The 21,692-nt window shown below is 75.1% G+C and carries 22 protein-coding genes and 1 tRNA gene; 10 read left to right on the top strand and 13 right to left on the bottom strand.

Annotation, left to right across the window (positions count from 1 at the left end; genetic code table 11):
- Nucleotides 1-154 precede the first annotated feature (154 nt).
- From PATMI_RS0112265 to PATMI_RS34500, 5 genes are all read left to right on the top strand, one after another.
- Nucleotides 155-841: an ABC transporter ATP-binding protein gene (locus PATMI_RS0112265; RefSeq protein WP_026911107.1), complete on the top strand. Its 687-nt coding sequence runs from the start codon at nt 155-157 to the stop codon at nt 839-841.
- Nucleotides 842-947: 106 nt separating this feature from the next.
- Nucleotides 948-3,293 (top strand): ABC transporter permease, encoded by a 2,346-nt coding sequence (locus PATMI_RS0112255; protein WP_026911106.1) that lies wholly within the window; start codon nt 948-950, stop codon nt 3,291-3,293.
- Between the two features lie 3 nt (nt 3,294-3,296).
- A complete protein-coding gene (locus tag PATMI_RS0112250) occupies nt 3,297-4,790 on the top strand; it encodes a metallophosphoesterase family protein (RefSeq protein ID WP_026911105.1) in 1,494 nt (497 codons plus the stop codon).
- Between the two features lie 42 nt (nt 4,791-4,832).
- Nucleotides 4,833-5,312 (top strand): NUDIX hydrolase, encoded by a 480-nt coding sequence (locus PATMI_RS0112245; protein WP_026911104.1) that lies wholly within the window; start codon nt 4,833-4,835, stop codon nt 5,310-5,312.
- A 43-nt stretch (nt 5,313-5,355) separates the two neighbouring features.
- Complete coding sequence (locus PATMI_RS34500) at nt 5,356-6,060, top strand: DUF6989 domain-containing protein (protein ID WP_051471482.1); 705 nt, start codon at nt 5,356-5,358, stop codon at nt 6,058-6,060.
- 18 nt (nt 6,061-6,078) lie between these two features.
- Here PATMI_RS34500 and PATMI_RS0112235 read toward each other — a convergent pair whose 3' ends face one another.
- The 4 genes from PATMI_RS0112235 to PATMI_RS0112220 form a co-directional block, all read right to left on the bottom strand.
- Nucleotides 6,079-6,804 (bottom strand): GPP34 family phosphoprotein, encoded by a 726-nt coding sequence (locus PATMI_RS0112235; RefSeq protein WP_026911103.1) that lies wholly within the window; start codon nt 6,802-6,804, stop codon nt 6,079-6,081.
- Between the two features lie 141 nt (nt 6,805-6,945).
- On the bottom strand, nt 6,946-7,836 hold the full coding sequence (locus PATMI_RS0112230; RefSeq protein WP_026911102.1) for an aldo/keto reductase: 891 nt from the start codon (nt 7,834-7,836) through the stop codon (nt 6,946-6,948).
- Entirely contained in the window at nt 7,833-8,333 is a 501-nt protein-coding gene (locus tag PATMI_RS34495; RefSeq protein WP_026911101.1) for a BON domain-containing protein, read from the bottom strand. The genes PATMI_RS0112230 and PATMI_RS34495 overlap by 4 nt, the downstream gene beginning before the upstream one ends.
- 82 nt (nt 8,334-8,415) lie before the next feature.
- Entirely contained in the window at nt 8,416-9,207 is a 792-nt protein-coding gene (locus tag PATMI_RS0112220; protein ID WP_026911100.1) for a helix-turn-helix domain-containing protein, read from the bottom strand.
- 49 nt (nt 9,208-9,256) lie between these two features.
- Between PATMI_RS0112220 and PATMI_RS0112215 the strand changes: the two genes are divergently transcribed.
- Entirely contained in the window at nt 9,257-10,420 is a 1,164-nt protein-coding gene (locus tag PATMI_RS0112215) for a winged helix DNA-binding domain-containing protein (protein WP_051471480.1), read from the top strand.
- Nucleotides 10,421-10,429: 9 nt separating this feature from the next.
- Here PATMI_RS0112215 and PATMI_RS0112210 read toward each other — a convergent pair whose 3' ends face one another.
- Nucleotides 10,430-10,897 (bottom strand): nuclear transport factor 2 family protein, encoded by a 468-nt coding sequence (locus tag PATMI_RS0112210; protein ID WP_026911098.1) that lies wholly within the window; start codon nt 10,895-10,897, stop codon nt 10,430-10,432.
- A 179-nt stretch (nt 10,898-11,076) separates the two neighbouring features.
- Here PATMI_RS0112210 and PATMI_RS0112205 point away from each other — a divergent pair, with 179 nt between their 5' ends.
- Nucleotides 11,077-12,120, top strand: a complete 1,044-nt coding sequence (locus tag PATMI_RS0112205; protein ID WP_026911097.1) for an LLM class flavin-dependent oxidoreductase — start codon at nt 11,077-11,079, stop codon at nt 12,118-12,120.
- Nucleotides 12,121-12,248: 128 nt separating this feature from the next.
- On the opposite strand, the gene PATMI_RS0112200 is transcribed toward PATMI_RS0112205, so the two are convergent.
- The 4 genes from PATMI_RS0112200 to pdxH form a co-directional block, all read right to left on the bottom strand.
- Nucleotides 12,249-13,082 (bottom strand): anti-sigma factor, encoded by an 834-nt coding sequence (locus PATMI_RS0112200; protein WP_026911096.1) that lies wholly within the window; start codon nt 13,080-13,082, stop codon nt 12,249-12,251.
- Entirely contained in the window at nt 13,079-13,666 is a 588-nt protein-coding gene (locus PATMI_RS0112195; protein WP_026911095.1) for an RNA polymerase sigma factor, read from the bottom strand. The genes PATMI_RS0112200 and PATMI_RS0112195 overlap by 4 nt, the downstream gene beginning before the upstream one ends.
- Before the next feature lie 12 nt (nt 13,667-13,678).
- Nucleotides 13,679-13,867 carry a Sec-independent protein translocase subunit TatA/TatB gene (locus tag PATMI_RS0112190; protein WP_036725757.1) on the bottom strand — a complete coding sequence of 63 codons (189 nt, stop codon included), beginning with the start codon at nt 13,865-13,867 and terminating at the stop codon, nt 13,679-13,681.
- A 292-nt stretch (nt 13,868-14,159) separates the two neighbouring features.
- Nucleotides 14,160-14,804, bottom strand: a complete 645-nt coding sequence (pdxH, locus tag PATMI_RS0112185) for a pyridoxamine 5'-phosphate oxidase (protein WP_036725754.1) — start codon at nt 14,802-14,804, stop codon at nt 14,160-14,162.
- A 136-nt stretch (nt 14,805-14,940) separates the two neighbouring features.
- Here pdxH and PATMI_RS0112180 point away from each other — a divergent pair, with 136 nt between their 5' ends.
- Complete coding sequence (locus tag PATMI_RS0112180) at nt 14,941-16,644, top strand: ATP-binding cassette domain-containing protein (RefSeq protein WP_026911092.1); 1,704 nt, start codon at nt 14,941-14,943, stop codon at nt 16,642-16,644.
- Between the two features lie 18 nt (nt 16,645-16,662).
- On the opposite strand, the gene PATMI_RS34490 is transcribed toward PATMI_RS0112180, so the two are convergent.
- Complete coding sequence (locus PATMI_RS34490; RefSeq protein WP_051471476.1) at nt 16,663-17,151, bottom strand: MarR family winged helix-turn-helix transcriptional regulator; 489 nt, start codon at nt 17,149-17,151, stop codon at nt 16,663-16,665.
- Between the two features lie 137 nt (nt 17,152-17,288).
- Between PATMI_RS34490 and PATMI_RS0112170 the strand changes: the two genes are divergently transcribed.
- A complete protein-coding gene (locus PATMI_RS0112170; protein ID WP_026911091.1) occupies nt 17,289-18,770 on the top strand; it encodes an MFS transporter in 1,482 nt (493 codons plus the stop codon).
- A gap of 7 nt (nt 18,771-18,777) precedes the next feature.
- Here the strand turns inward: PATMI_RS0112170 and PATMI_RS0112165 are convergent, their stop codons facing one another.
- The 3 genes from PATMI_RS0112165 to PATMI_RS0112150 all read right to left on the bottom strand — a co-directional run bounded on the left by PATMI_RS0112165 (nt 18,778) and on the right by PATMI_RS0112150 (nt 21,493).
- Nucleotides 18,778-20,136, bottom strand: a complete 1,359-nt coding sequence (locus tag PATMI_RS0112165; RefSeq protein WP_026911090.1) for a hypothetical protein — start codon at nt 20,134-20,136, stop codon at nt 18,778-18,780.
- Between the two features lie 8 nt (nt 20,137-20,144).
- Nucleotides 20,145-21,092: an oxidoreductase gene (locus tag PATMI_RS0112160; RefSeq protein ID WP_026911089.1), complete on the bottom strand. Its 948-nt coding sequence runs from the start codon at nt 21,090-21,092 to the stop codon at nt 20,145-20,147.
- Nucleotides 21,093-21,220: 128 nt separating this feature from the next.
- Complete coding sequence (locus PATMI_RS0112150; RefSeq protein ID WP_026911088.1) at nt 21,221-21,493, bottom strand: GlsB/YeaQ/YmgE family stress response membrane protein; 273 nt, start codon at nt 21,491-21,493, stop codon at nt 21,221-21,223.
- A gap of 65 nt (nt 21,494-21,558) precedes the next feature.
- Between PATMI_RS0112150 and PATMI_RS0112145 the strand changes: the two genes are divergently transcribed.
- Nucleotides 21,559-21,631: transfer RNA gene (locus tag PATMI_RS0112145), tRNA-Thr, on the top strand.
- The last annotated feature ends 61 nt before the right edge of the window (nt 21,632-21,692 follow it).

Raw genomic sequence — 21,692 nt, 5'->3', positions numbered from 1 at the left:
CCGCGCCGCGGCCCGCCCGAGGGCCGCGCGACCGACCGCCGACGGGCGCGGCGGGCCGACTCCGAGCGCCGACGCGCCAGGACCCGCTCCCCGCACCTGGACCTTCGCCCCAGACCGGCTCGGTCGCCGGTCGCCTGCCCTACCGTCATGCGGAGTGATCAGCGCCCGCGGACTCGTGAAGACGTACGGCGCCGGCCGCGCCACGCGACGCGTCCTCGACGGGGCCGACCTCGACGTCGCCGCCGGCGAGGTCGTCGCGATCGTCGGTCGCTCGGGCACCGGGAAGAGCACGCTGCTGCACCTCGTGGGCGCGCTGGACCGTCCCGAGGCGGGCACGATCGAGGTCGCGGGCGAGCGGGTCGACGGGCGGTCGGAGCGCGCGTTGTCGGCGTTCCGTCGCCGCCGGGTCGGGTTCGTCTTCCAGTTCTTCCACCTCGTCCCGGAGCTCACGGGCGAGGAGAACGTGCTCCTCCCGACCCGCCTGCCGGGCGCGCCGCGATCGGCCCCGGCGCACGGCCGGGAGCTGATCGAGCGGCTCGGCCTCGGCGACGCCGCCCGACGCCGGCCCCACGAGCTCTCCGGCGGCGAGCAACAGCGCCTCGCCGTCGCCCGCGCGCTCGTCCTGGACCCGCCGGTGCTGCTCGCCGACGAGCCGACGGGCAACCTCGACGAGGCCTCCGGCGCCGCGGTCCTCGACCTGCTGCGCTCGGCCGCCACCGCCGACCGGGCCGTGATCGTCGTGACCCACGAGCCCCGGACGAGCGCGATGGCCGACCGGACGGTGACGCTCGTGGACGGCCGGCTCGTCGCGTCGGCGCACGGGGCGGTCGGCGGGGCGTGAGCGGCCTCGGACGCCCGGGCGTCCTGGAGAACGGGCTCCGCGTCCTCGCGACCCGGATCGGCATCTCCGCGGCCTGGCCCGGCGTCCCCACCGCGGGACCCGGGGCGTGAGCGGCACCGCCGGCCTCGGTGCCGCGGTCGGCCGCCTCTTCCGCGGTGCGCTCTCCCTCCTGCGCTCCGGGCGTCGCCGGACGGTCCTCGCCGCGGCCGGCGTCCTCGTCGCCGGAGCGATGGCCGGGGCGGCGCTGACCGTCTCGATCGGCCTGGGTGGCGGCTTCGACCGCGCCGCCGAGCGCTCCGACCTGCCCGACATCGTCGCCCGGTTCTCCGGCCAGGACCCGGCGAGGATCCGCGCCCGCATCGAGGCGCTCCCGAACGTCGCCGACTACGCCCCGCGCACCGAGATCTCGAACGTCCGCGTCCGCGCCGCCGACCACGAGACCGGCAAGGGCGCGCTCCAGCTCGTCGACACCGACGCGCGTCGGGGCTACGCGATCGTCGAGGGCCGCGACCTCCCACGGGGCGGGCGGGACAGCAGCGACGCGCTCGTCGAGCAGGGCCTCGCGCGGTCCTGGGGGCTCCACGTCGGGGACACGATCGACGTCGGACGTCTCGGCGAGGTGCGCATCGTCGGCATCTCGATCGCGCCCGACAACGTCGCGTTCCCGCTGGCGACCGCGGCGCGGGTGTACCTCTCGGGTCCCGCCCTGGAGGCCCGGTTCCGTGGCCGGCTCCGGGTCAACCAGGCGCTGGTCTGGACCCACGACCGCTCGCGCACGGACGTGACGCTCCAGCAGGCCCGGGCGACGACCTACGGCGTCGGCAACCTCCGCTTCGTCACCCGCACCGGCGTGCGGCTGATCATCGACCAGGCCGCCGGCGTCGTCGTCGCGCTGCTCGTCGCGTTCTCGCTCGTCGCCCTGATCGCGGCGACGACCATGCTCGCGTCGCAGTCGGCGTCGGAGGTCGCACGGCGACTGCCGGTGATCGGGGTCCAGCGGGCGATCGGCGTCCCGCGCGGGACCGTCGCGGGCGAGCAGGCCCTGGCCGCCGGGCTGATCGGGCTGGTCGCGGGCGGGCTCGGCGTGCTCGTCGGGGCGCTCGTGATCGCGGGGCCGAGCAGCGACCTGCTCTCGGCGCTGAACGAGACGCCGCCCGGCGGCGCGCTCGTCCTGCCGCTCGCGGGTCTCACGCTGCTGCTCGGTGCCATCGCCGCCGCCGCTGCCGGGTGGCCGGCCTGGCGCGCGGCCGGACGACCGCCGGTGGCGCTCCTGCGGGGCGGGACCCTGGTCGAGGGCGGCCTGCGGACGCGATGGCGCGTGCGGCGGGAGCTGCGGGCGGACCGGCGGGAACGTCCCGGCCGCACCGGCTTCCTCGGCCTCGGCGCGAAGCTCGTCCTCGCGCGCCCCGGGCGGGCCGGCGCGACGGTCGCCGTCCTCGGGGTGTCGGGCGGCGTGATCCTCCTGATGCTCGGGCTGGCGTCCCTGCTCGTGGCCCTGCGCGACGACCCGAGCGCCGTCGGCACCCGCTACGCGCTGACGGTCCGCGCGCCCGACGGTGGCGTCGACGCGGTCCGCGCCGTCCCCGGGGTCGCCGACGCCGGCGAGCGCTACGAGGTCCGCGGGGCCGACTCGTTCGCGCTCGGCGAGCCCGTGAAGATCACCGCGTTCGACGGGCGACTCGACCGCTTCGTGAACCCGCCGCTCGCCGACGGCCGCCGCGTGCGGGGCCCGGGCGAGGTCGAGATCGGCACCGGCCTGGCGACCGCCCTGGGCCTCGGGACCGGCGGCACGCTCGCGGTCCAGCTCCAGAACGGCGGCGAGGCGCGGTTCCGCGTCGTCGGCACCGTCCGCGCGCTCCAGGACGACGGCCGCGTGGCGTTCGCCCGCCCGGACCGGCTCCTGGCCGCCGACCCCGGCCTGCGGCCGGACATCGCGGTGCGGCTGGAGGACGGCACCGACGTCGCCACCGTCGGCCCGCGCCTGGCCGCGATCGGCGCGTCCCCCACGAAGGTCGGCGGCGCGACGACGAGCAACAAGGCGTTCCTCGACACCCTCGCGACGGTGCTGAAGGCGGTGGCGGCGCTCGACGGCCTCGTCTGCCTCTACGCGCTGATCCAGGCCCTCGCGCTCACCGCCCGCGAGCGCCGTCCGACCCTGGCGCTGCTGCGCGCCCAGGGCGCCGCGACCCCGACCGTCGTCCGCGTGCTGCTCGGGGCCGGCCTCGTCCTCGCGCTGCCGGGCGCCCTCGTCGCGTTCCTCCTCCAGCGCCTCGTCTTCTCGCCGCTGGTCTCGCAGCTCGCCGCGGGCTACGCCGACCTCGGCACCGCCGCGTCGACCGGTGCCGTCCTCGGGGTCACCGGCGGCTTCGTCGTCTTCGCGGTCCTGGCGGGCGGCTGGGTCGCCCGCCGCGTCGTCGCCGAGCCGCCCGTCCACGGGCTGCGGGAGGGCTGAGCGGTGCGCGTCCCTCCCACCACCGCGTGGCTCCGGCGTTCGGTCGCGCTCCTCGTCGCCGGGACGATCGTCCTCCTCGTGCTCCTGCTCGTCGGCGGGGGCGACGACGACCCGCCGAGGACCGGCTCCACCCTCGACGTCACCGTCCGCGACCCGTCCGGCAGCGGGGTCCTGCGGGACGGCCCCGGGGAGCACCTGCGCGACCGCCGCGACCTGCTGCCCGCGGGCACCGCGACCCCGTCGCCCGGCAAGGAGCTCGCGACGGTCGCCCAGCTCACCGACACCCACGTCCGCGACACGGCCTCGCCCGCCCGGATCCCGTTCCTCGACCGCCTCGGCGCGCCGTTCAACCCGATCTTCCGCCCGCAGGAGGGCCTGACGCTGCAGACCCTCGCGGCCGCGACGAAGACCGTGAACCGCCTCGATCCGCAGCTCACGGTCGTCACGGGCGACCTCGTCGACAACGACCAGCAGAACGAGCTGACCGCCGCGATCACCGCGCTGAAGGGCGGCCGCGTCCGCCCGTTCGACGCCCACGCCCTGCAGGGCGCCGACAACGCCGACCCCTTCTACTACCGCCCGGACGTCGACCCGCCGCGCGAGCCGGGTCTGCTCGACCGCGCGCGCCGCCCGTTCACGGCCCCCGGCCTCGACGGTCCGGTCGCGGTCGTCCCCGGCAACCACGACGTGCTCGTCGGCGGCGAGGTCCTGGCGACGCCCGCGCTGCGTGCCGTGGCCGTGGGCGACCGCCGTCTCGTGACCCCCGACCCGGCGTTCGCGCGCACGATCCCCCGCGACGCCGGCGCCGCGCAGCAGGCGGTGAACGCGCTCCTCTCCGCCGGCCGGCTCCCGGGCACCACGGCGGCCGTCCGGGCCGACCCGACGCGCAGGCTGCTGAGCGGCCCCGAGGTCGTGGGACAGCTCGCCAAGGCGGGCCTCGCGAGCGACCGCGACGGCCGGGCCGACACCGTGCGCGACCTCGGCACGGGCGTCCGCGTGATCCTCCTGGACGACGTCCCCCGCGGCGGCGATGACGAGGGGCCGGTCGATCCAGCGCAGCAGGCGTTCCTCGACCGCGCGCTGACCACGGCCGGCGACCGCTGGGTCCTCGTCGCGTTCCACGACCCGCTGGACCGCACCCCGAACGGCCGCGCGTTCCGGGCCCGCCTCGCCCGCGCCCCGCGCGTCCTGGCGACGATCGGCGGCGACACGCACCACGACGAGGTCGTCCCCGTCCGCACGCCGTCGGGCGGCTACTGGTCGCTGACGACGTCGGCCCTCGCGGACTGGCCGCAGCAGGGCCGGGCGCTGCGGGTCCGCGAGACCGCGGGCGGCGGCGCGGTCCTCGAGACCTGGAAGCTCGACACCGCCCCGGACCCGCTCGCCGACACCGCCCGCGAGCTCGCCTACCTCGACGCCCAGGGCGGCCGGCCGGGGAAGAACGCGGGCACCGCGAAGGACCGCAACGTGCGGCTCTTCAAGCCGGCGCCGCGGTGAGCGCAGGCATCCTCGTCGTCCGTCCCGCGCGATGATGCGCCCATGGCATCGACGGTCCTCAGCGGCGGCCTCCTCCTCTGGCGCCGCACCCCCGGCGGCGACATCGAGCTCCTGATCGCCCACATGGGCGGCCCGTTCTGGGCGAAGAAGGACGAGCGCGCCTGGTCGATCCCGAAGGGCGAGGTCGAGGACGGCGAGGAGCCGCTCCAGACCGCGCGCCGCGAGTGGACCGAGGAGCTCGGGCTGCCGGTGCCCGAGGGCGCGCCGGTCGACCTCGGCGAGGTCCGGCAGAAGAACGGCAAGCGCGTCCATGCGTGGGCGGTCGAGGGCGACCTGGACCCGGCGTCGATCGTGCCCGGCACCTTCGAGACCGAGTGGCCGCCGCGGTCGGGTCGCCGTCAGGCGTTCCCGGAGGTCGACCGCGTGGCGTGGGTCGACCCGGACACGGCCCGCGTCAAGCTCGTGGCCGCGCAGGCGGAGCTCGTCGACCGGCTCCAGGAAGCGCGCGCCGCCCCCGGCTGAGCAAAAAGTGACGCAGGCGTCACCCTTCGGGTACCGTCGCGTCGTGCCGTCCGTCGCCCTCCCCGCCACCGGGTCGTCCCCGCGTACGCTGCCCCGCGACGTCCGGGCGATCGTGCTCGTCCACGTCCTGCTCCTCGTCGGGGGCACGGTCGCCGTGCTGCTGCCGTCCCCGGCCCAGGGTTGGGGGGTCCTCGCGTGCGTCGTGGGCTACAACGTCGCGCTGCCGGTCGTGGCCGCGCGGGTCGGCCGGGCCGACTGGGTGGCGCTGTGGGCGTTCCTCCTGCCGGTCTCGGTCTTCCAGGTGCTCCCCGACTGGGTGCTCGCGGACCTCGTCGGGACCCTGCGGTTCCCCGACGTCGGCGGCCCGCGGATCGACGACGTCATCCCCGTCGCGATGGCCGGGATGTGGGTGCCGCCGCTCTTCGCCTCCGTCGCGCTTGCGGCCGGCAGCCCGGCCCGCGCCGCCGCGCTCGCCGTCGGGATCTTCCTCGGCAGCGAGCTGCTCGCCCCGGTGATCGACCTGTGGGCGCCGGCCGGGGACACGACCCGCACGCTCGGCGTCGCGCTCTACGTCCTGCCGGCGGAGGCCGCGCTCGGCTGGGCTGCGGCGACGGGCTTCCTGCTGACGCGCGACCGTCCCGGGGCCGCCCGCGTCGGCGCGGCGCTCGCGGTTTCGACGTTCTACCTCGGGGCGCTCGTGCTCGCGCACTTCCTCGTCGACGTCGCCGGGTGGCGCATCACGACCTGAGCCACCGACGTGCGGCGGTCAGTCGTGCGGGTGGTGGTGCGCGTTCGTCGACACGATCTGGACCACGCCGACGGGCACGAGCACCACGTGCATCGCCGCGACGGTCCGGGCCACGGCCTCGGCGACCGGGCCCTGCGGTGCGGGGCGGCCGTCCGGGTCCTCCCCCGCGATCCGTGCGGCGCGGAGCTCGGCCGCGTGGAGGTCCTCGGGATCCAGGTGCGCGACGAGCCCGCCGTGGTGCAGGTACGCGATCAGGGCGCCCATCGCGACGTCGTGGGACTCCTGGCCGTCCAGCACGCTGCGGACGAGCCCGCGGTCGCGGATCAGCGCCTCGGGGTCCGCGACCCGGAGCGACCGCCCGAGCGGGACGCCGAGGACCTTCCGGGGCACCCGGGTCAGGAGCCCGAGGTCCTCGAGCGCCTCGGTCGCCTGCTCGCCGGCCCGCCCGGCGACGTCCGCCGCGAGCTCCTCGAGCTGCACGTCGCCGTCGTCGCCCGCGGGGAGCGCGTCCCGGACCCAGGCCTCGAACGGGTCGCCGGGGTCGCCGTCGCCCCGCACGTAGCCCGCGCCCTCGCGCCGCAGCGCCCGGTCGTGCAGCAGCTGGAGGACGGCGGCGCCGAGGAGCAGAGGGCCGGGTCCGCCGACCTCGACCGGGGGCCGGCCGTCCTCCCTGGCGAGCACCCAGGCCAGGCGCAGGGGCAGCGAGAGGCCCGCGGAGGCGGTCGACCAGGGGGTCGCGGTCATGGTCCGACGGTACCCGGGCCGGCCTGCCGCACCGGTGCGGCGGGCGATCGCGGCGCGCCGGGCGTGGGGACCGTCGCTCGGCCGGACCCACGGGCGACCCCGGGAGACGGGCCGGTCACGACGACGGACCGGCCCCGGATCTCAGTCGGCGTCGGCCGCGTCGCGACCGGCCTGCTCGAGGCGCTCCACCTCGTCCTTCGACAGCGCGATCCCGGCTGCCGCGATGTTCTGCTCGACGTGGGCGACCTTCGAGGTGCCCGGGATCGGCAGCATCACCGGCGAGCGGTGCAGCAGCCAGGCGAGCGCGAGCTGGGCGGGCGAGCTGCCGTGCTCCTTCGCGATCTCGTCGAGCGGGCCGCCGTCCTTCGCCAGCTGCCCGGTCGCGATCGGGAACCACGGGATGAAGCCGATCCCGAGCTCCTCGCAGCGGTCCAGGACGTCCTCGGAGTCGCGCTCGACGAGGTTGAACTTGTTCTGGACCGTCGCGACCTTCACGCCCGCGTCGAGCGCCGCGTCCAGCTGGTCGACCGTGACCTCGGAGAGCCCGAGCTGCCGGACCTTGCCCTCGTCCTGCAGGGCCTTCAGCGTCGAGAACTGCTCGTCGGCGGGGGTGTCGGGGTCGATGCGGTGCAGCTGCCACAGGTCGATCGCGTCGACGCCCAGGCGCCGCAGCGAGCCCTCGAGCTGCTGGCGCAGGTAGCCCTCGCGCCCGACGGGGCGCCAGTCGGCGGGACCGGGGCGCGTCAGGCCGGCCTTCGTCGCGATCACGACGTCGTCGGCGTAGGGGTGCAGGGCCTCGCGGATCAGCTCCTCGGACACGAACGGGCCGTAGGAGTCCGCGGTGTCGAAGAGGTCGACGCCGAGCTCGACGGCCTTCCGCAGCACCGCGATCGACTCGTCGTGGTCCTTCGGCGGGCCCCACACGCCCTCGCCGGTGAGCTGCATGGCGCCGTAGCCGAGGCGGTGGACGGTCAGCTCGCCACCGATGTCGAAGGTGCCGGAGTCGTGGGCGATGGGGGTCGAGGTGCTCATGAGCGGACGTGCAGCAGGTCCTCGACCTTCTTGACCCCGTCGACCGCGTTCGCGTCGCCGACGAGGCGGTCGCGGAGCTCGGGGCTGGCGACGGAGCCGCGGAGGTGCACGACGCCGTTCTCGCTGTCGACCACGACGTCGCCCTTGGGCGAGTCGGCGGGCCGGAAGATCTCGGACTTCACGCGATCGGTCAGCGTGCGGTCGTCGAGCTCGGCGCGGCGGCGCTCGTGGCGGGCCGCGGCGCGCTCCTGGTCCGCCGCCACGACGGCGGCGGCGTCCGCGGCGACCTTCTCGGCGAGCACCCGGCGCGCGGTCGCCCGACGGGCGATCACGAACGACACGGCACTGCCGAGGATCGCGCCGAGGCCGAGCAGCGTCACCGACCGGATCGGCTGCCGCTTGGCCTTCGTGGCCGTGCCGTGCGCGGCGTGCTTGACGGTCATCTTCGCGGCCTTCTTGGCCGCCTTCCTGGCGAGATACGACTTCGGGTCGGTCACGATGAGGACTCCTCGAGGGACATGGAGGTCGCCTACCCCGTGTCCCAGGGAGGAAACGCCGGTGGCGGACGGCGTCCGCGGCTCATTCCGCCAGGCGCCGCAGATGCGCGTCGGTCTCCGCGTCGGCGGCGAAGAACGCCTCGATCGACAGCTCGGCGAGGGTCACGTCGATCGCCGTCCCGAACGTCGAGACGGTGCTGATCAGCGACAGCTCCGTCCCGTCCTCGAGCGCGAGGATCATCGGCACGGCGATCTCGCCGTAGCGCTCCGGTCCGGGCTCGGCCTGACCGCCGGGCAGCGCACGCAGCTCGTCCAGCAGCGTCGCGAGCGCCGGGTCGCCCCCGGCCGCGGCCTCCCGCCCCAGGCGCCCGAGCACGTGGCCGCGCCACTCGGCGAGGTTGCGGATCCGGGACGCCATGCCGTCGGGGTGCAGGCTGAGCCGCAGCACGTTGACGGGCGGGGCCAGCAGCTCGGGCGCCGCGCCCGCGGTCAGGAGGCCGACGGCGGCGTTCGCGGCGACGAGCCCCCACTGCCGATCGACGACGAGCGCCGGCGAGTGCCCGTGGCCGCGGAGGACGAGGTCGAGCGCCGTTCGCACCGGGGCCATCGCGGGGTCGTCGAGGTCCCGCTCGCCGTAGACGGGTGCGTGGCCGGCGGCGAGGAGCAGCTGGTTGCGCTCCCGGAGCGGCACCTCGAGCGGGTCCGCGAGCCGCAGGAGCAGCTCGGGGCTCGGGCGCGACCGGCCGGTCTCGACGAACGACAGGTGCCGGGTCGAGATGCCGGTCTCGAGCGCGAGCTCCAGCTGCGAGAGCCGGCGGCGGTGGCGCCACTCCCGCAGGAGCGTGCCGGCGTGGTGGGCGGCGACGGTGGACACGCCGCGACGGTACCTGCCGTCGTGCCGCCCGTCCGTTACCTCGGAGGTCATGGAGCGTCCGACGCGGACGTCCTCCGTCCTCGATCCGCGCGAAGCTCCCGGCATGACCGAGGTCCTCTCGCGCCGGCGGCTGAACCGCGCGCTGCTCGCCCGCCAGGGGCTCCTGGTCCGTGACGCGGTCGACGTGGTCGCGATGACCGAGCGGCTCGTCGGCGTGCAGGCGCAGGAGCCCGCACCGCCGTTCGTCGGCCTGTGGAGCCGGGTCGAGGACCTCCGCCGCGACGACCTCCTCGACGCGCTCGGGGACGGCCGGATCGTGCGCGCGACCGCGATGCGCGGCACGATCCACCTGCTCTCCGCGGGCGACTACGCGGCGCACCGGATGGCGCTGCAGCCGGTGCTGCGGACCGCGATGCAGCTGCCCCACCTGCGTGCGGTCGCGGAGGAGGCCGACCTCGACGCCGTGCTCGCCCACGCCCATCGCCTGCTGACGGAGGAGCCGCGGACGATCGCCGCGCTCCGCGAGCCGCTGCACGACGCCTTCCCGCAGCTCGACGGCCACGCCGCCGCGCACGTCGCCCGGATGCTGCTGCCGCTCGTCCAGCTGCCGCAGCCGGGCCACCCCGACGGCTTCCCGGGGAACGCGACGTTCGCCCCGGCCGAGCGACTGGTCCCGGCGCCGCTCGCGCCGGAGGGCCCGCCGCACGGGCTCGTCCGCCGCTACCTCGGGGCGTTCGGTCCCGCCACCGCGGCCGACGTCACGAAGTGGTCGGGCCTGCAGGGCACCCGGGCGGTCCTCGACGACCTGCCGGACCTCGTGACCTTCGAGGACGAGCGCGGTCGCACCCTGTTCGACCTGCAGGGCGCCCCGCGGCCGCCGGAGGACGCGCCGGCGCCGGTGCGGTTCCTCCCCCGCTTCGACAACGCGATCCTGTCGCACGTCGACCACTCCCGGATCCTCGACCACGAGCACCGGCCGCACGTCTTCACCGTCAACGGTCACATCCACGGGACGGTGCTCCACGACGGCTTCGGGGTCGCGACGTGGCTGCCGGACGTCGGGAGCGGCCGGGCGTCGATCGCCGTGCGACCGTTCGCCCGCCTGTCGCAGAAGGCGCAGGCGTCGATCCGCGCCGAGGGCCGCCGGCTCCTCCGGTTCCTCGCGCCGGGGACGACGGACCGCGAGGTCGAGGTCCTGCGGCCGGAGGGGTGAGCCCGCCGCTCAGCCGCGAGCGAGGTGCTTGTCGAGGTCCTTCTTCACCGCGCGGCTCAGCAGCATCCGCGCGGGCGGCAGGACGAGCAGGTTGCCGGCCGGGCCGAACGCCTGGGCGCCCCAGCGGCGGGCGTCGAAGCGGTCGACGTGCTCGACGATCAGGCCGTCCCGGAAGCGGAACCGCGCCCGGATGTCGTTGACGACCGTGCGGCCGGTCTTCGCGAACGGGTACGTCGCCACCCAGTGGGCCGACCCGGTGGTGTCGTCGGCCTCGATCTCGTCCGTGACGACGGACATCTCGGTCGCACGGCGCAGGAGCATGTCCCACATCCCCGGGACCTCGGGACCGCGGAGCCCCTTGAAGAACGTGTCGGTGAACGTCGCGTCCGGGGCGTAGCAGGCCCCCATCGCGGCGGCGTCGCCCGAGTCCAGCGCGGCGTAGAACCGGGTGATCAGGGCGACGTTGTCGTGCGGCACCGGCCCACCGTACTGCCGCGGGGGCGGCGCGACCAGGGGCGGCCCGGCCCGCCGGGAGCACGTGCTCGTCGACGTACGACGCGGACGTGCCCCGGGACCCACGGCCCGCCCCCGCCCGGCAACCGGACCGGAACCCGCTTCGCATCGGGGTCCGCGCCCCGGGCTGCCACGATGGATGCATGAGCGACGTCGCCCTGTCGGTCCTGGATCTCGCCCCCGTCGCGGACGGCTCGACGCCGTCGCAGGCGCTGGCGAACGCGCTCGACCTGGCCCGCCACGTCGAGGCCCTCGGGTACGGCCGGGTGTGGGTCGCCGAGCACCACAACATGACGGGCATCGCCAGCTCGTCCCCGCCGGTGCTGCTCGCGCACCTGGCGGCGGGCACCGAACGGATCCGCCTGGGCTCCGGCGGCGTGATGCTGCCCAACCACGCGCCGCTGGTCGTCGCCGAGCAGTTCGGGATGCTCGAGGCGCTCCACCCCGGCCGGATCGACCTGGGCCTGGGCCGCGCGCCCGGCACCGACGGCCTGACCGCGGCGGCCCTCCGACGCTCGAACGACCCGTTCTCCAACGAGGACGACTTCCCCGCCCAGCTCGCGCAGCTCCGCGGGTTCCTGCGCGGGGACCTGCCGCGCGAGGACCCGCTGCATCGCGTCAAGGCGGTCCCGAACAACGGCTACGAGCCCGCGATCTGGCTGCTGGGCTCGTCGGGCTTCAGCGCGCAGCTCGCGGGCGAGCTGGGCCTGCCGTTCTCGTTCGCCCACCACTTCAGCGCCCAGCACACGGTGCCGGCGGTCGACCTCTACCGCGCGTCGTTCAAGCCGTCGGAGGTCCTGCAGCGCCCGTACGTGATGCTCGGGACGGCCGTGGTCGCCGCCGAGGACGACGCGGAGGCCGAGTTCCTGAACGGCTCGAACGTCCTGCAGTTCCTGCGCCTGCGCCAGGGGAACCCGGGGCTCCTCCCGACCCCGGAGGAGGCCCAGCGCGCCCTGAAGGACCCGTCGGCCCAGAAGTTCGCGGAGTCCCGTCGCGCGTCGCAGATCGTCGGCGGCCCCGACACCGTCCGCCGCGGCATCGAGGAGCTCCTCGCCCGCACGAACGCGGACGAGCTCATGGTCACCTCGGTGATCCACGACCACGACAAGCGGCGGCGCTCCTACGAGCTGCTCGCCGACGTGGTCGACCTCGCCCCGCGCGAGCTGCACCGCGCGTCGGTGGCCTGAGCCGGCGGGGGGATCGGCTCCCGCCGCTCGGGACCGCGCCGCGGCGACAGCCCCGGAACGACGAACGCCCCGGTCGAGGACCGGGGCGTTCGTCGTTGCATCGCCCGTCGCGACGGGCGGGGCGCAGGTCAGATCTGGACGTGGAAGACCGGGTCCGACGTCGGCGTGGTCGACCCGGAGGCGGGCTCGGCCGTCACCAGGACGTCGTCGACATCAGCCATGTCCCCGGGGACCGTCGCGGTGGCGTTGCCCTTGCCGTCGACGTCGAAGAGGACCTTCGTCGGCCTCGGGTCGCCGTCGCCGGAGCGCAGCCACACCTGGTACTTCTTGCCCTCGCCGGCCGGGATGAACCCGTGGAGGCGCAGCTGGTTGGTGTCCTTGTCGGCGACCATCTTGACCGTCGCCTGCTTGGCCTTCGCCGGGTCGGTGAACTGCCCGATGTACTCCCGCGGACCGGAGGATCCTCCGCTGCCGTCACCGCCTCCGCCGTTTCCCAGCACGATCCCGCCGACGATCAACGCCACGAGCACCGCCGCCAGCGCGGTCGCGCGAGCCGGGTGCATCAGGGCGTCGAGGAACGCGTTGCGTCGCGGGCTGGGCCCGGGCTCGCCCTCGCCCCGGAACACGGCAGGCGCCGGGGTGGCGACCGGGGGCTCCGCGGCGTCCGCGGCCCGGGCGTGCTCGCGGACCAGCGCCGCGCGCTCGTCCGGGCCGGCCGCCTGGAACAGCGAGGCCTCGGCCTGGACCTGCGCCATGATCGAGCGCTTGAGGTCGGGGCCGGGCCCGACGTCGGGGGTGGGCACGTCGAGCAGCGCGCCGTAGACGTCGTCGAAGGAGTCGACCTCGGCCCGGAACTCGGGCGACGCGGTCATGTGGGCGCGGACCTGCGCACCCTCCTCGGCCGTACAGGCGCCGAGGACGAAGGGTCCGATCAGATCGCGCGGGGCGTCTGCGCTGCTCATGTGGTCTCTCCGGCCGAAAGGACGTTGCGCATGCGCGCGAGGCCGCGGTTCATCCGGGCCTTGACGGTGCCGAGCGGCAGCTCGAGCATCGCGGAGATCTCGCTGTGCGAGTACCCCGAGTAGAAGGACAGCTCGATGACGCGCCGCTGATCCTCGGACAGCTCGTTCATGAGCTCGCGGGTCTCGCCGGCCTGCGCGTTGCGCAGCGCCGAGGACTCGGTGCCCTGGTCGTGTGGGGCGGGGTGGCGCTCGGCGAGGGCCTCGTCGGCGACCTCGCGCTCCTTCGTGCGGGTCACGCGACGGAGGTGGTCGATCGCCCGGTTGCGGACGACCGCCAGGATCCAGGAGCGCGCGTTGCCGAGGTCGGCGTCGTACCGCGCGGCGGACCGCCACACGGAGAGGAAGGCCTCCTGGCAGACGTCGTCGGCCGGCTGCCGGCTGCCGACGATGCGGTAGGCCAAGGCGTAGGCGGACGAGACGTGACGGTCGTAGAAGACCTCGAAGGCCTCCGCGTCCATCTTCGCCACGCGTTCCATCAGCGCCCGGTCGGACAGGGAACTCAGGTGGTCCGAAGGGGGCGCCATGCGCATGGGAGCTTAGACCGCCTCGCTGCGCGCGGAGCCGACGGTCGCCTGGGGCGCCGGGGTCTCGTCGCGATCGTCGGAATCGCCGGACAGCGAGTCCTTGAACTCCCGCACGCCGGTGCCCAGCGACTTCGCCATGCCGGGGAGCTTCGCGGGGCCGATCACGACCAGCGCGATCACCAGCACGATGACGATCTCCATGGGTCCGATTCCGAGCGGCACGGGCACTCCTGCTGACGTTTGACGAGGCACGGCCACCGAGGCGACCTGCGGAACACCCGGAGGCGATCCGTTCACCCCCTAGAACGACCGGGTCCACCGATCGGATGCGTCCGCATCGACCGATTCCCAGGTACATTCCGTCACGGACGGACCGCGGTCCGTCGCCGCGGTGCGAACAGCGTCATCCGGCGACCTCCCGCCCGCTCCGCCGACGCCGGTGCCAGCCCTGAAGCCCCGCCGGGGCGAGGCCCGGCGCGGCGCGGCGGCTGCCCTACGGCTGGAGCCGCACCCGCGTCCACCCGTCCCCCTCGCGGGTCCAGAGGAAGCGGTCGTGCAGGCGGTCGGGGCGGCCCTGCCAGAGCTCGATCTCGTCCGGCTCCACGCGGAAGCCGCCCCAGTTCGTCGGGGTCGGGATCGCGTCGTCGTCGGGGAACCGCCGCCCGAGCTCCTCCATCCGAGCCTCGATCGCCGCGCGATCGGCGATCGGGGCGCTCTGCTCCGACGCCCACGCACCCCGCTTGCTGTCCGGCGGCCGGCCCGCGAAGTACGCGTCGACCTCCTCGCGGGAGACCTCGACGACCGGCCCCGACACGCGGATCTGCCGGTACACGGGCTGCCAGTGCAGGCAGAGCGACGCGTACGGGTTCTCGCGGATCTCGCGGCCCTTCCGCGAGTCGAGGTTCGTGTAGAAGACGAGGCCCCGCTCGTCGAGGTCCTTCAGGAGCGCCATCCGCACCGACGGGCGACCCCGCGCGTCGGCGGTCGCGACGGCCATCGCGTTGACCTCCGTCGCGTCCTTGAGCTCGTCGTGGGCCTCCGCGACCCAGCGGGCGACCTGGACGATCGGGTCCTCGTGCAGGTCGGCCTCGGTCAGCGGCGTCCCGTCGTAGCTGCGGCGCATGTCGGCGAGTCCCATGGGGCGATGGTCGCACGCGCGCGCCCGCGACCCGCACCGCAGGCCCGCCGCCCGCGCCCGCCGTACTCGAACCCCACCGCGGCGGCGGGCGCCCCGGACCGCGCGGCACCGCGCCGTCTGCGACCGTGCCCGTCCGATGTCGACGATCGCCGTCACCGACCTGGCCTACGCCCACCCCGGCGGCGATCTCCTGTTCTCCGGGGTCTCGTTCCGGGTCCCCGCGGGGCGCCATGCGGCGCTCGTCGGGGCCAACGGCGTCGGCAAGACCACGCTGATGCGGATCCTCGCGGGCGTCCTCGACCGCGACGAGGGCGAGGTCCACGCCGACGGCACGGTCGCGTTCATGCCGCAGGACGTGGGGCTCGAGGTCGCCGACCAGAGCGTCCGGGACCTCCTGCTCTCCGTCGCCCCGGGCGAGCTCCCGGCCGTCGGCGCACGGATGGCGACCGCGGAGCTCGACACGACCGACCCCGACCCCGACCGGGCCGCCGCCGCGGGCATGGTCTTCGCCGAGGCGCTCGACGCGTGGTCCACCGGCGGCGGGTACCAGCTCGAGGGCGCGTGGGACGCCGCGTGCCGGCGCGTCCTCGGGCTGGGGCTCACCGACGTGGGCGACCGGCCGGCGGCGACGCTCTCCGGCGGCGAGCGCAAGGGCCTCGTGCTGCAGCTCCTGCTCGGCGGCGACGCGGACCTCGTCCTGCTCGACGAGCCCGACAACTTCCTCGACCTCCCGGGCAAGCACCGCCTCGAGGAGGCGATCCGCGGCAGCCGCAAGACGATCCTCTTCATCAGCCACGACCGCGAGCTGCTCGCGCGCGCGTCGGACACGGTCGTGACGCTCGAGGGCTCGGGCGCCTGGGTGCACGGCCGCTCCTACGCGGACTACCCGGAGGCCCGACGGGAGCGCAACGAGCGCCTCGGCGACGCCCTGGAGCGCTGGCACGAGGAGGAGAAGCGCCTGCGCGCCCTGGTCCACACGCTGAAGATCCAGGCCCGGATCTCCGAGGCGATGGCCGCCCGCGCCCGCGCGACCGAGACCCGCTGGGAGCGCTACGTCGCCGCCGGGCCCCCGCCCCCGCCGGTCCAGGACCACGCGATCAAGGTCGGGCTGAGCGGCGCCGACTCCGCGCGCCGCGTGCTCGACCTGCGGGCGGTGCAGGTCGTCGACCTGACCGAGCCGATCACCGACGAGATCCACGCCGGCGAGCGGATCGGGTTGATCGGCCCCAACGGCTCCGGCAAGACCCACCTCCTGCGGCTGCTCGCGGGCGCGGCGGCCGAGGTCGCGGGCGTCGGCTCCGCGGCGGGCGGCCGGGCGGCGCAGGAGCCGGGCGGCCCCGCGGCCGTGATCGACGGGATCGCCCACCACGGCGAGCTCGTCGTCGGCCCGCGGGTCGTGCCGGGCGTCTTCGCGCAGACGAACGTCCGGCCCGAGCTCGCCGACGGCACGCTGCTCCAGGTCGTCATGCGCCGGCTGCCCGATCGCGCCAAGGCGATGTCGGCGCTCGCCCGCTACGGCCTGGTGGCCGCGAACGACCGCACCCACGACACGCTGTCGGGCGGCCAGAAGGCGCGGCTGGAGATCCTCTGCCTCGAGCTCGAGGGCTGCAACCTGCTGCTGCTGGACGAGCCGACCGACAACCTCGACATCGACTCCTGCGAGGCGCTCGAGCACGCGCTGCAGGGGTTCCAGGGCGCGATCGTCGCGGTCTCCCACGATCGCGCGTTCCTGCGCCGCCTCGAGCGCTTCCTGCTGCTCGCGCACGACGGGTCGGTGCGGCCTTATCCGGACCCGGAGCGCGCCATCGAGGCGCTGACCGCCGGCGTCGGGTCGCGCTGAGCCCGGCTGCCGGAGGGTTCAGCCGGCGGGCGTCGTCTGGCGCAGCGCGGCGCGGAAGCCGTCGCCCAGGCGCGCCTGGACCTCGTCGTCGACCGGGCCGAGCAGCTCGTCCTCGATGATGCGGGCGGCCTCGTCCGCGGCGGCCAGGCGCTCCCGGCCGCCGTCGGTGATCCGCACGATCATGCGCCGGCGGTCGCGGTCGTCGCGGCGGCGCTCGACCAGCCCGCCCTTCTCCAGCGCGTCGAGCACCGGCACGAGCTGCGCGGGCAGCAAGGAGCAGAGGCGCGCGAGCTCCGCCTGCGACCCCGGCGCGTCGTTGCTGAGGACGGCGAGCAGCGCGTAGTCGCGGCCGTCGATGCCCAGGGCCTCGAAGTGCGGGGTCATCCGGATGAACAGCTCGTTGGCGAGCTTGTAGACGAGCAGCCCGCGACGCTCGGCCACGCCTCGGGGGAGGACCGTCAGGCCGGGGTCGGTGCCGTCGTCGAGGCAAGGATCGTTCTCGATCACCCGACCAGCATAGCGCGTGAATCATTTTCTACTTGAATCATTTCGATCCGTGCCCTATCGTGCTCGCCGACAGATCATTCACGTGATGAATCGTTCTCCCACCGGGATCGTTCATCGTCCGAACCGGAGCACCTCCCGTGTCCACCGCACCCCCCACCGACGTCGCCGATCCGGCGACCGCCGCACCGCCCGACCCGCGTCGCTGGCGTGCCCTCGCCGTCCTGGCGCTCGCGCAGTTCATGGTCGTCCTCGACGTGACGATCGCCAACGTCGCGCTGCCCGCGATCCAGACCGACCTCGGCTTCTCCCCCATCGACCTGCAGTGGGTCGTCGGCGCCTACACGCTCACGTTCGGCGGGCTGCTGCTCCTCGGCGGCCGCGTCGCCGACCTCCTCGGACGGCGGCGGATGCTGTCGGTCGGCCTCGGGCTCTTCGCGATCGCCTCGCTCGCCGCCGGGTTCGCCCCGAGCTCCGGCGCGCTGATCGCCGCCCGCGCCCTGCAGGGGGTCGGCGGCGCGCTGCTCTCCCCCGCGGCGCTCTCGATCGTCACCGTGACCTTCGCGCCCGGCCGTGAGCGCGGCATCGCCTTGGGCGTCTGGGGCGCCCTCGCCGGACTCGGCGGCACCGCCGGCGTCGTGGCGGGCGGCCTGCTCATCGACTCCCTCGGCTGGGAGTGGGTCTTCTTCGTCAACGTGCCGATCGCCCTGATCGCCCTGGTCGCGATCCCGCTGACGATCCGGGAGAGCCGCGCGGACACCACCACGCGGTCCTTCGACGTGGCGGGCGCCGTCCTCGGCACCGCCGGCGTCAGCGCCCTGGTGCTCGGCGTGATCCGCTCCGACGTGCTCGGCTGGGGCGCCTTCGAGGTGCTCGCACTGCTCGGCGGCGGGGCCCTGATGCTCGCCCTGTTCGCGCTGGTGGAGACCCGCGCCGCCGCGCCGCTCGTCCCGCCGCGCCTGGCCCGGTCCCGCCCGCTGGCGCTCTCGGGCCTGGCGCTCGCGCTCAACGGCAGCGCGTTCATCGGGATGTTCTACCTCTCGGCGATCTTCCTCCAGGGCGTCCGCGGTGCCTCGGCGATCGAGACCGGCCTGCAGTTCGTGCCGATGGGCGTGACCGCGGTGGCCGGCGCGATCGTCGCCCAGAACCTCGTCGGCCGGATCGGCGCGCGGACCACGATCGCGATCGGCGCCCTGCTCGGCGGCGGCTCGCTGCTGCTGCTGTCCACGGCGACCGCCGGCGGCTCGTACGCGACGGACCTGCTGCCGGGCTTCCTGCTCTACGGCGCGTCGATCTCGCTGATCGGCGTCCCGGCGCAGATCGGGGCGGTCACCGACGTCACCGACCAGGACGCCGGGTCGGCCTCCGGCCTCCTCTCGGCCGCCTACCAGGTGGGCTCGGCGCTGGGCCTGGCGATCATCACGACGATCGCCACGGGCCACGTCGACGACCTGATCGGCCGGGGCGTCGCCGCGTCGGCCGCCCAGACCGCCGGCTTCGAGCGCGGGCTCCAGCTCGCCGCCGGGCTCGCCGTCCTGAACGTCGTGATCGCGTTCGCACTGGCCGGTCGCCGGAGGACGGCGGACGCCACGCCGAGGGTCGTCGCGCCGATGGCGCACTGACCCCGCGTCAGGGCTTCGGGGTCTGCGGGGCGTCGGTCACGAGGCGTCCCGCGAGCCCGGGGGTCGGGGCGTAGGCGAACGTGACGACGTAGCCGTCCTCCCGCGCCGCGGCACCGCCGCCGGCGACGGTCCACCGCCGGTCGCCGGCGCTCTTCGCCCCCCGGCGCTTCTCCAGCAGGGACCCGAACGCCTCCTCGAACGCCTCGGCGTCGTCGGGCGCGCCGAACGCGACGCTCCCGACGACGGCGTCGCGGCTGACGCACGGCACGCCGCACCCGTTCTCGGCAGCTCCACCGCGGCGCAGGAAGCGATACGAGCCACCGGTCCACTTCTGGGCGATCGGGGCGGCGATCGCTGCGTCGTCCTCGGTCGCGGACAGCAGCGCCAGGACGTCGGCCGCCCCGATCGAGTCGCGGTCGAGCTCCGTCCACCGGGGCCCGAGCGCGGACGCCGGGCGGAGCGGGGTCTTGACCACCGGCGTCCGCTCGAGGTACCGGGACGGGTCCAGGATCTCGACCGTCGAGCGCGGAGGGCGCCTGCCGAGGGCCTTCGCCACCAGCGCGTCACCACCCCGTCCGCGGATCGCCTCGATGAAGACCTGCCCGAGGGCGTACGGGAACCCGAGCTGGAGCTGGATCCCGAACGGCAGGTCGCGCAGCAGCTTCTGCTGCTCGGCGTCGCCCGCCGGATCCGGCTGCGGGATCCGGTACTTCTTGCGGTACCGCTCCTCGACGTCGGTGGCGTTGCCCTCGACGACGGCCTGGTACGCGGTCTGGGCGTCGTCGTCGCCCTTGTCCTCCACGACCTTCTCGAAGACGCCGAAGTGCTCCTCGTCGATCGCGTGCGTCAGCTCGTGCGCGACCGTCGTCTCGACGCCGATCGGGAGCCTCGGCCCCTTCGAGATGATCGTCATCTCGTTCTTGTCGCCGTCGTAGTAGCCAAGGGTCCCCTGTGACGTGATGCGCCCGGCGAGCTCGTCGAGGTCGATGCCCTTCGGGAGCAGGCCGAGCAGGGTGACGAGCTGCAGGTTCGTGCGCTCCTCCCGCTTGCTCTCCTTCCCGCCGGCCTCGCGGTCCTGCGCCTTCTCGACGTCCTTGCGGGCCTCGTTCGGCGTCCGGACGACGAACGTCGGCGCCTTCTTCACCTTCAGGCCGCGCAGGGCCTCGACGCGGGCGAGCACCCGCTCCGGCCGGAGCTCCTGGATCGTCCGGGCCGAGCGCGCCGGGGGCGGCCCGTCGTCGGCGCGGTCCGTCTTCCCGTCGTCGCCGCAGCCGGCGAGGACGAGGGTCGTGACGAGGAGGGCGGGGACGGGGACGACGGTCGCGGCGATCCTGGCGCCGGTCGACCGCAGGGGACGGACACGCATCGCCAGGGTCAGCCGGCGGCGGGCTGCAGGTCGAACGAGACGCCGGTGAGCTCCTCGGACACGTCGAACAGGCGCGACGCGACGGCCATGTCGCGCCCGGACGCGTTCGACGGGACCGGGCCGATCGGGCCGCGGGTCTGCATCAGCCGCGTCGGGCCGACGAACGCGCCGCCGGGGACCTCCGGGTGCGTGGCGGCGTACAGCGACGGCTGGGCGCCGTAGGAGTCCTTCGTCGCGATCAGGGCGTTGCCCACCCGGCCGCCCCAGGCGTTGAGCCTCCCGAGGATCCCGCCGCTCATGCCGGGCCCGGAGGTCTGCAGGTGCGTCGACGAGTACCCGGGGTGCGACGAGAGGCTCCGGAGCGGCACGCCGGCGGCGTCGGCCCGCGCCTGGAGCTCGCGGGCGAACAGCAGGTTCGAGAGCTTCGACCGGCCGTACGCGCGCCACGGGCCGTAGCTCCGCTGCCAGTTGAGGTCGTCGAAGTCGATCGTCCCGACCTTGTGCATGACGCTCGAGACGGTCACCACGCGCGGCGCGTCGGCGGCCTGCAGCAGCGGGAGCAGCAGCCCCGTGAGCGCGAAGTGGCCCAGGTGGTTGGTGCCGAACTGCAGCTCGAACCCGTCCTCGGTGACCCGCGGCGGGGTCGCCATGATGCCGGCGTTGTTGACGAGCAGGTCCAGGGGCGCACCGCCGCTGATCTCGCGGGCGGCGAACGCCCGGACGGACGCGAGCTTCGACAGGTCGAGGGTCTCGACGGCGAGCGACGCCCCGGGGACCTCCTTCGAGATGCGGTCGACGGCCTTCGCCCCCTTCGAGACGTCGCGCACCGCGAGGGTCACGTGGGCACCGCGCCGGGCGAGCTCCTGGGCCGTCTGCAGGCCGAGGCCGCCGTTGGCGCCGGTGACGACGGCCCGCCGGCCGTCGAGCTGCGGGATGTCGGACGTGCTCCAGGACATGCACCGCACACTAGAGGCGCGGGATCAGCGCCGGTGCACCGGTCGTCGCGACCGTCGACCACCCGCGGACCCCGTCGATCGAGCCGGCGCCCCGACCCGCGCGCACCCCGCCGGACCGGGACGTGCTCTCAGCGTCGCCGGCCGCCCCTGCGCCCGCCGAGCGCCTGCAGCACCAGCAGCAGGAGCACCGAGCCGACGACCGCGAGGCCCCACGTCCCGCCGTCGTAGAACGAGCCGAGCTCCCCGACGTCCGCCGCCGAGGCGATCGCTCCGCCGATCAGCGCGCCGAGCACCCCGACCGCCGTGGTGGTCAGGCACCCGAGGTCCGTGCGCCCCGGCACGACCGCCCGGGCGATGGTCCCGGAGATCAGACCCAGCACGATCCAGGCGAGGATTCCCATGAGCGGACGGTATCGCGGCAGGGTCGGTACTCTTCCCGCTCGCGCCCGTCTCGTACGACGCGCGGGCCTCCGTAGCTCAGCTGGTAGAGCACTTCACTCGTAATGAAGGGGTCAGCGGTTCGAGTCCGCTCGGAGGCTCTCTCACGAAAGGCCCGCTTCGGCGGGTCTTTCGCGTTCTCCAGGGCGGGGCGGTTTCGAC

It is taken from the genome of Patulibacter minatonensis DSM 18081 (assembly GCF_000519325.1).
In the GTDB taxonomy this organism is placed as follows: domain Bacteria; phylum Actinomycetota; class Thermoleophilia; order Solirubrobacterales; family Solirubrobacteraceae; genus Patulibacter; species Patulibacter minatonensis.
Note: the sequence above shows the minus strand (reverse complement) of the source record. Positions and strands in the feature narration are given on the sequence as shown.

Coding starts and splice junctions, on each gene's coding strand:
- PATMI_RS0112245 (WP_026911104.1), top strand. CDS start 4,833: ATGGCATCGACGGTCCTCAGCGGCGGCCTCCTCCTCTGGCGCCGCACC.
- PATMI_RS0112235 (WP_026911103.1), bottom strand. CDS start 6,804: ATGACCGCGACCCCCTGGTCGACCGCCTCCGCGGGCCTCTCGCTGCCC.
- PATMI_RS0112230 (WP_026911102.1), bottom strand. CDS start 7,836: ATGAGCACCTCGACCCCCATCGCCCACGACTCCGGCACCTTCGACATC.
- PATMI_RS0112215 (WP_051471480.1), top strand. CDS start 9,257: ATGGAGCGTCCGACGCGGACGTCCTCCGTCCTCGATCCGCGCGAAGCT.
- PATMI_RS0112205 (WP_026911097.1), top strand. CDS start 11,077: ATGAGCGACGTCGCCCTGTCGGTCCTGGATCTCGCCCCCGTCGCGGAC.
- PATMI_RS0112200 (WP_026911096.1), bottom strand. CDS start 13,082: ATGAGCAGCGCAGACGCCCCGCGCGATCTGATCGGACCCTTCGTCCTC.
- PATMI_RS0112195 (WP_026911095.1), bottom strand. CDS start 13,666: ATGGCGCCCCCTTCGGACCACCTGAGTTCCCTGTCCGACCGGGCGCTG.
- PATMI_RS0112190 (WP_036725757.1), bottom strand. CDS start 13,867: ATGGAGATCGTCATCGTGCTGGTGATCGCGCTGGTCGTGATCGGCCCC.
- pdxH (WP_036725754.1), bottom strand. CDS start 14,804: ATGGGACTCGCCGACATGCGCCGCAGCTACGACGGGACGCCGCTGACC.
- PATMI_RS0112180 (WP_026911092.1), top strand. CDS start 14,941: ATGTCGACGATCGCCGTCACCGACCTGGCCTACGCCCACCCCGGCGGC.
- PATMI_RS0112165 (WP_026911090.1), bottom strand. CDS start 20,136: ATGCGTGTCCGTCCCCTGCGGTCGACCGGCGCCAGGATCGCCGCGACC.
- PATMI_RS0112160 (WP_026911089.1), bottom strand. CDS start 21,092: ATGTCCTGGAGCACGTCCGACATCCCGCAGCTCGACGGCCGGCGGGCC.
- PATMI_RS0112150 (WP_026911088.1), bottom strand. CDS start 21,493: ATGGGAATCCTCGCCTGGATCGTGCTGGGTCTGATCTCCGGGACCATC.